Genomic DNA, 7,780 nt, shown 5'->3' on the forward strand with positions numbered 1-7,780 from the left:
CGCAGGACCTGCCTCTGCGCCTTGAAAATACCACTGGGGGGTATAAATCAGGGGAGAATACGCGAAGGAGCGCCACAGTGTCCCAGACCATGAGCTTTCCCGTGGGCGGCATGTCGTGCGCCGCCTGTGCCGCGCGTATTGAAAAGATCCTCAACCGTCAGGACGGCGTGCACGCCAGCGTCAATTTCGCAACCGGGCGCGTACAGGTGGTGCTTGATGCGCCTGCCGCCACGATCGGCGCCGTTGTCGCCACCATCCGCAAGGCGGGCTTCACGGTGGATGAAACCAGCGTGGACCTGTCCATTACCGGCATGTCGTGCGCAGCATGCGCGGCGCGGATTGAAAAGATCCTCAACCGCCTGCCCCTGACACAGGCCAGCGTGAACCTTGCTACCGAACGGGCGCATATCATGTTCGTGCCCGGCATTGTGGATGCGGACACCTTCATCGCCCGCATTGAAAAGGCCGGTTTCGGCGCAGCACGGGTGGATGATGGCACGCCGGATGACGCGCAGGCCCGGCGTCTTGCCGCATGGCAGGCGGAACGCGCGCATTTCGTGCTGCTGCTGGTCCTGTCCCTGCCATTTTTCGTACAGATGGCGCTGATGCCCTTCGGGGCCATGTACATGATGCCCGGCTGGCTGCAACTTGTGCTGGCGGGTGTGGTACAGTTTTACGGTGCGCGCCATCTGTACCAGCGCGCGTGGAACGCCGTGCGCGGCGGCGGCGCCAACATGGATGTGCTGGTCGTGATGGGAACCACCATCGCACATGTCTTCAGCGCCATTGTCGTGATCGCCCACCTGCACCAGCCTGTGTATTTCGAAGCCAGCGTTGCGATCATCACCCTGATCTCCCTGGGCAGGCTCATGGAAGCGCGCGCGCGGGACCGGACCGGTGCGGGACTGGAAAGGCTGCTAAAGCTGCAGCCACGGCTTGCGCATGTGCTGGTTGATGGCGCGACGGTGGACCGCCCGGTGGCGGATGTGCGCGTGGGCGATACATTCGTGGTGCGTCCCGGCGAGAGCATTCCGGTTGACGGGGCGGTGCGCGACGGCACGTCCGAAGTCAACGAGGCCATGCTGACGGGTGAAAGCCTGCCGGTGTTCAAGCAGGCAGGCGCGCGGGTGTTCGGGGGCACCATCAATACCAATGGCGTGCTGCGCGCCACCGCCACCGGCGTGGGACATGACACGGCGCTGGCGCATATCGTGAAAATGGTCGAACAGGCGCAGGGGTCAAAAGCGCACGTGCAGCGGCTGGTGGACCGGATATCGAATATCTTCGTGCCCACCGTCCTTGTCATTGCACTGGTCACGTTCGTGGCGGGCTGGCTGGTAACGGGCGATGCGACATGGAGCCTGGTCTCCGCCGTGTCCGTTCTGGTTATTGCGTGCCCGTGCTCGCTGGGGCTTGCTACGCCCACGGCCATCATGGTGGGCACGGGACTGGGCGCGCGCTGCGGCATCCTGTTCCGCAATGCGGATGCACTGGAACAGGCACACAGGCTGACCACCATCATCATGGACAAGACCGGCACCCTGACCGAAGGCAGGCCAACCGTCAGTGACGTTGTGCCCGCGCCGGGAATGGACACCGGCAGGCTGCTTCAGATCGCCCGCACGCTGGAACAGGAATCCGAACACCCGCTGGCCCGCGCCATTGTCGATCATGCCGCGGCGGCAGGCGTCGCGGCCCTGCCGATTGTCGATTTCCGCGCCATACCGGGCATGGGTGTCACAGCCATGGTGGATGGCGCACCAGCCTGCCTCGGGTCCCCCCGTTTCATGGCCGGGCATGGCATGGCGCCAGATGACGACGTGACAGCCCGACTGGAGCAGGACGGCAAAACCGTCATCGCCGTCACGGCCGACGGACACCCGATTGGCCATGTCGCCCTGATGGACCGCCTGCGTCCTGACGCCGTGCGAACCGTCAGTGCGCTGAAGGATGCGGGTATCCGGGTCATGATGCTGACAGGTGACAACCCGCGCAGTGCGGCGTTCATTGCGAAACAGGCAGGCGTGGATGACTACCTTGCGGGCGTGCTGCCCGGTGACAAGGCGCAGGCGGTCAGGACATGCCATGACCGGGGCGGCGTGGTCGGCATGGTAGGGGACGGGATCAATGACGCCCCGGCGCTGGCGGCGGCGGATGTTAGCTTCGCCATTGGCGCGGGCGCGGCCATTGCGCTGGATACGGCGGATATCGTGTTGATGAAAAGCGAACTGACCAGCGTGCTGGATGCCATTTCCCTGTCCCGCGCCACGCTGTCCAAGATCCGCCAGAACCTGTTCTTCGCCTTCATCTATAATATCCTTGGTCTGCCACTCGCCGCTTTCGGGCTGCTCAATCCGATCGTGGCGGGTGCGGCCATGGCCATGAGTTCGGTATCGGTGGTCAGCAATTCCCTGCTGCTCAACCGCTGGAGGCCAGACGGGCGGATATGACCCCTGCCCCACCGTAGGCACCCGGGACGGGTTATGGTACGGTATATGGACATGTCAGGACAAAATGGACGAAGGCGCGCATGGCAAGACACGAAGAACCGGTGACCGACGCGGCAGGATGCGCGCATTGCACGCCCCCCACGGACAAAAAGGTCGAACAGCCGCACAAGAAGGCGCTGGTGAACCGTGTCCGCCGGATTGAGGGACAGGTGGGCGGCGTGCTGAACATGATTGAGGATGACCGGTACTGCGTTGATATCCTGACCCAGATTTCAGCCGTGAAATCAGCACTGGACGGTGTTGCCATCCAGATCCTGTCCACCCATGCCCGGGGCTGCGTGCGCCAGTCCGTCATGGACGATGGCGGTGACGACGCGATTGAGGAAATGCTGGGGATCGTGCGCAAGCTGATCCGCTAGAAGCCTGTCTGAAAACAGGCCGTTGATAAACGGACGTCCAGGGTGCTGCCTTTTTCAAAAGCTTCGCCAGAAACGTCTTCATGATGTGCACGGTCCGCACGCGCAGCCTGTTGGAAAACGCCCTGACCCATACATGCGTAAAGCAGGTTTCTGTCCTATCACACCTGCACCGGCAGGCAGAAAAATGCTTTTCTTTATGCCCCCCATGGGTATTATACAGACACGTTTTGTCATGCGACTTGCCTGTGCGTAGGAGCCCTGAATGATCAGGACACATGGCCGGATCTGGATTGGGCTGCTGGCCTGGCTGCTGATGCAGACCGGGCTGCTGGCCGCGTCCTTTCCTGTCATGGCGCAGGCGCAGACCGTCATGATGCCGCCGCACACTGCCGCGGCTACCCCACATTGCATGACACCGGCACCGCCTGTCCATCTGGTACACACGCACCATAAGCAGGACCCGTGCTGTCATGTCCATGTCAGTTCGACCGACATACCCGCCCCCCCGGTAACCCTGCTGCCCCCACAACCCGGTGCAGGCACGCAGGCCTACCTGTCCCCGCCGCAGGCCCGTCTGGCTGGCGGTGACTGGCTGCCCCCCATGCGGCCCCCAAAATACCGGAACGCGCAGGCGCCATCAGGCGTATGATATGTCCACCATCCCGGCGGGATGGTGGGGTGTGACTGCCCTGTTTCCGGAATTTTCCCTATGTTTACTGCCTCTCGCACGCGGGACGGCCTGACACGCCGCCGTTTCGTCACGGGCTGCGGGGCGGGCGGACTGCTTTCCGCCCTTCCCCTGCCCGCTTCCGCCAGTCCCGTCGCACCGGGCGCGGTCCCTGCCGCCGCCAGTGCGACATGGAACCTGAGCGTCGGCCGCAGGCGTATTGAAATCGATCACAAGGTCCTGCACGCACCGTGTATCGGGGGGACCGTACCCGGCCCCATCCTGCGCTGGCGGGAAGGGGATCACGTTACCCTGAACGTGACCAATACGCTGCATGATGAAGAGACTTCCATCCACTGGCATGGCATCCGCCTGCCCGCCAATATGGATGGCGTGCCGGGACTGAGCTTTACCGGCATTCCCCCGGGGGAGACCTTCACCTACCGCTTTCCCGTCCAGCAGAGCGGTACTTACTGGTACCACAGCCATTCCGGCATGCAGGAAGCACAGGGGCTGTATGGCGCCATCGTCATCGATCCGCGCCGTCCCGACCCGAATGCATGCGCGCGGGATTATGTCATCGTGCTGTCGGAATGGACCGACGTGTCGCCCATGGACATGATCAGCAACCTCAAGATGCAGGATGATTACTACGTCTTTCGCCAGCGCACGCTGGCATCCCTCCCGCGGGAAGCGCGGGCGGCGGGTGGTCTGGGCGCAGCACTGAAGGACCGGCTGCAATGGTCACGCATGCGCATGGCCGCAACCGACATTTCCGATGTCACGGGCATCATCTACACCTACCTGCTGAACGGTCATGCGCCCGACATGAACTGGTGCGGCCTGTTTTGTCCCGGTGAGCGGGTGCGGCTGCGTTTTGTCAACGCCGCGTCCATGACGTTTTTCGACATCCGCATACCGGGTCTGGACATGCTGGTGGTGCAGGCGGACGGCAATGATGTCGAACCCGTGCCGGTGGATGAATTCCGCATTGGCGTGGCCGAAACCTATGACGTGATCGTCCAGCCCCGCGACAGCCGCGCCTATACGATCTTTGCCCAGAGCGAGGACCGCACCGGTCATGCCCGTGGCACGCTGGCCCCGCAGGCTGGCATGACTGGTCCCGTCCCCCCCATGGACCCGCGCCCGGTACGCACCATGATCGACATGGGAATGGGTGACATGGGCATGGATGACATGAAACCGGAACACGGCATGAAGGACATGGATATGCCCGGCATGTCGGAAAAAGACACCCATATGGACGGTATGGATATGTCCGGCATGAACCATGGGGACATGGGACATATGGACATAGACCACATGGACCACATGGACCACATGGACCATTACGCACCATCCACCCCCGTCATGGAAGTGGATGATCCCGGTCCGCCGCCCATCAATGTCGAAAACCAGAATGTCGCGAAAATGCCGGTGGACCGTCTGGGCAGTCCCGGCGACGGGCTGGAGAACACGGGCCGCCGCGTACTGAATTACCGGCAGTTGCGCGCCACGCGCCCCGGCACCGACCGTCGGCCGCCATCGCGTGAGATCATCCTGCACCTGACCGGTAATATGGAGCGGTACATATGGGGCTTCAACGGCCGCAAATTTTCCGAATCAGGACCGATCCGCCTGAAGCTGGGCGAACGGGTGCGTTTCACGCTCATCAACGATACGATGATGGAACACCCCATCCACCTGCATGGCATGTGGAGCGAACTGGAAAATGGTCAGGGTGACTACCGTCCCTATAAACACACCATCATTTCCCAGCCGGGGTCACGGCTGAGCTACCTCGTCACGGTCGATGCGCCGGGCATGTGGGCGTATCACTGCCACCTGATGCTGCATATGGAACTGGGCATGTTCCGCACGGTGATCGTGGCATGACGCGTGCGCTTCTTCTGGCGGTCATCCTTGTGCCCGTCACGGTCATGCCCACACTGGCGCAGGGGTCTGCCGCCACTGGCACCGCCACGGCAACACGGAGTACGAAAACGGCGTATCATGCCGCCGATGCTCCGTCATCAACACCCGTCGTCTATCTGGGCAACATGAAGCCGGTCATGGATCATGCCAGCTATTTCCATGGCATCCTTGATGAATTCGAAGGACGCTACGCCCCCGGTGGATCGGATTTCCGTTGGGATGGGGAAGCGTGGTACGGCACGGATTACAACCGGGTCTGGCTGAAGACCGAAGGCACGCTGGAACACGGCCGTCTGCATGACGGGGATCATGAACTGCTGTACAGCCGCGCGATCTCGTCCTATTTCAATGTGCAGGGTGGCGTGCGGGCGGATATTGACGATGGGCCGACACGCACATGGGGCGCGCTGGGGGTGCAGGGGCTTGCACTGTATGAATTCGAATTTCAGGCGACCGCCTATGTCAGCGACCGCGGACGGTTCGCCACCCGTATCGAAGGGTCGTATGATTTCCTGCTCACCAACCGGCTGATCCTGCAGCCACAGGCGGAATTCAATCTTTATACCAAATCCGATCCCGCACGGCAGGTTGGCGCGGGCCTGTCGGATGTCGATGCGGGGCTGCGCCTGCGGTATGAGGTCTGGCGTAAATTCGCCCCCTATGTTGCCGTATCTTATGCCGGTTACCTGACGCAGGCGCACAGGATCGTGCACGACCAGCGTGGCGAGACGGGTGCATTGCGATTTACGTTTGGCGTGCGAAGCTGGTTCTGACCCCATACCGGCATGGGAAACGGTCAGGAACAGTTGCCATGGGCACGCAGCACCCTATATTTTATGCCGTGGTGGGTGACTGTGCATCAGGCACCCGTCAGGGATCTTCGGGGATCCTGCCTGAAGATCTGTATTCATGATTTTTTCCTGATGAAGGATTGGGGAAAATGCCTATCTCTGGATCTATCAAGAAAGGCGCGTTATGCGCGCTGGCGACCATACTGATTGGCGGTAGCCTTGCCACGCAGCCGACACAGGCCGAGACCCTGACTGTCGTTGACGCCAGGGGGCGGCCCGTTGGCGTGCTTGTGCCCCAGCAGGTGCAGGCAGCCCCTGCATTTGATGCGATTGACCAGATGATGGACCGGGAATTCGCCGCGATGGAAGCACGCCAGCGGCACATGATGCAGCTGATTGACCAGACCCTGTCCACCCCCGCAATCGCAATGCCTACCCCTGCCCTTGATACCCGTGACGGTCACGGACAGGGCAGCGTGTACCAGAGCGTCACAACCATATCATGGGGCAGCAATGGCACCCCGTGCAGCCAGACCGTAACCAGCACCAGCAACGGCCATGCCGCCCCTGTCGTTCAGGTCGCGACCCGTGGTGATGCGGCATGTGCCGCGAAAATGTCCGCCACCACCAACCGGCAGGCCCCTACCCCACGGACACAGGACCTGACCCCGGCAGTGGATACCGCCGCACCCGCCATGGACCGGGCGACCTCCCGTCCCTTCTGAGTTTGTATCCGTAACCTCATCCCTGCCCATGTCACGCGGACATGGGCAGACCGGGTGGCGCTGTCCTGCTGCGCACGATCCCTGCGCCACACTGACCGGCTGCCCGGACCCTGCCGGTTAGTGCTTCCCTCTGCATTCAGGCTTGTACTTGCCCGGAATATGACGGTTTCCCTGCCATATGACTGGCCGCGATGAAGACCGCACCCGGCATGAAATGGCAAGAACGGACAGCGCTCGGCTGTCAGCAGGCCAAAGCAGCTAATGGGACAGGCCATGTCCCGTGGCAATACCAGCGTAACAGCCCGTAATCTGGGGATCAGCAGTGCTACTGCCGTACCGCAAAATGAAGTATTCGGAATCAGGCAAGCGGCATGCGCGGTCGCCATTCACCGATGGATATGGCGCTGCCCGGATTCCATTATGACGTCATGAAGTGTCACGCCATCCAGAACACTCATGAAAGCATTGAGCGACTGGGCCAGTATGCCACGCAGCCGGCAGGCATCCGACAGAACGCATGCCTTTCCATTGTCCGGTTCACAGGTCACCAGTTCATCCATGTCCGCTTCCGTAAACCGGACAATATCCCCAAGGGTGATCTTGTTTGTCGGGTGCGCAAGTTCCAGCCCGCCCGTACGGCCACGGCGGCTGCTGACCATACCATTGCGCGCCAGACGGCAGACAATCTTGCTCAGAGCCCGATCCGAAAGTTTTTCAAGCTTGACAATGCCTTGCTGTCCGTCGTGTGAGCATGCGGATCGAGGCGATCAATGTCCATGCGGTTGAGGACGCA

At 61.8% G+C, this 7,780-nt stretch carries 7 protein-coding genes; 6 read left to right on the forward strand and 1 reads right to left on the reverse strand.

Features of this window, described 5'->3' with window-relative positions; all coding sequences use genetic code 11:
- Window positions 1-77 precede the first annotated feature (77 nt).
- The 6 genes from CFR80_RS05590 to CFR80_RS05615 all read left to right on the forward strand — a co-directional run bounded on the left by CFR80_RS05590 (window position 78) and on the right by CFR80_RS05615 (window position 6,987).
- A complete protein-coding gene (locus CFR80_RS05590) occupies window positions 78-2,450 on the forward strand; it encodes a heavy metal translocating P-type ATPase (protein ID WP_110507152.1) in 2,373 nt (790 codons plus the stop codon).
- Between the two features lie 80 nt (window positions 2,451-2,530).
- Window positions 2,531-2,869, forward strand: coding sequence for a metal-sensitive transcriptional regulator (locus tag CFR80_RS05595; RefSeq protein WP_010513205.1), 339 nt, complete (start codon window positions 2,531-2,533; stop codon window positions 2,867-2,869).
- A gap of 262 nt (window positions 2,870-3,131) precedes the next feature.
- Entirely contained in the window at window positions 3,132-3,518 is a 387-nt protein-coding gene (locus tag CFR80_RS05600) for a hypothetical protein (RefSeq protein ID WP_010513207.1), read from the forward strand.
- Between the two features lie 60 nt (window positions 3,519-3,578).
- Window positions 3,579-5,432, forward strand: coding sequence for a copper resistance system multicopper oxidase (locus CFR80_RS05605; protein ID WP_110507153.1), 1,854 nt, complete (start codon window positions 3,579-3,581; stop codon window positions 5,430-5,432).
- The gene (locus CFR80_RS05610) at window positions 5,429-6,244 is read left to right on the forward strand and encodes a copper resistance protein B (protein ID WP_010513210.1); all 816 of its coding nucleotides are present in this window, start codon (window positions 5,429-5,431) and stop codon (window positions 6,242-6,244) included. Before CFR80_RS05605 ends, CFR80_RS05610 begins: the two co-directional genes overlap by 4 nt.
- Window positions 6,245-6,411: 167 nt before the next feature.
- Window positions 6,412-6,987, forward strand: a complete 576-nt coding sequence (locus CFR80_RS05615) for a hypothetical protein (RefSeq protein ID WP_010513211.1) — start codon at window positions 6,412-6,414, stop codon at window positions 6,985-6,987.
- Window positions 6,988-7,373: 386 nt separating this feature from the next.
- On the opposite strand, the gene CFR80_RS05620 is transcribed toward CFR80_RS05615, so the two are convergent.
- Window positions 7,374-7,715 (reverse strand): RrF2 family transcriptional regulator, encoded by a 342-nt coding sequence (locus CFR80_RS05620; RefSeq protein ID WP_110507154.1) that lies wholly within the window; start codon window positions 7,713-7,715, stop codon window positions 7,374-7,376.
- Window positions 7,716-7,780 lie beyond the last annotated feature (65 nt).

This window comes from Komagataeibacter oboediens, from assembly GCF_003207815.1.
Lineage (GTDB): Bacteria > Pseudomonadota > Alphaproteobacteria > Acetobacterales > Acetobacteraceae > Komagataeibacter > Komagataeibacter oboediens.

What these genes read in the sequence shown, in the direction of transcription:
- CFR80_RS05595 (WP_010513205.1), top strand. Translation starts at nt 2,531, where the DNA reads ATGGCAAGACACGAAGAACCGGTGACCGACGCGGCAGGATGCGCGCAT.
- CFR80_RS05610 (WP_010513210.1), top strand. Translation starts at nt 5,429, where the DNA reads ATGACGCGTGCGCTTCTTCTGGCGGTCATCCTTGTGCCCGTCACGGTC.
- CFR80_RS05600 (WP_010513207.1), top strand. Translation starts at nt 3,132, where the DNA reads ATGATCAGGACACATGGCCGGATCTGGATTGGGCTGCTGGCCTGGCTG.
- CFR80_RS05605 (WP_110507153.1), top strand. Translation starts at nt 3,579, where the DNA reads ATGTTTACTGCCTCTCGCACGCGGGACGGCCTGACACGCCGCCGTTTC.
- CFR80_RS05615 (WP_010513211.1), top strand. Translation starts at nt 6,412, where the DNA reads ATGCCTATCTCTGGATCTATCAAGAAAGGCGCGTTATGCGCGCTGGCG.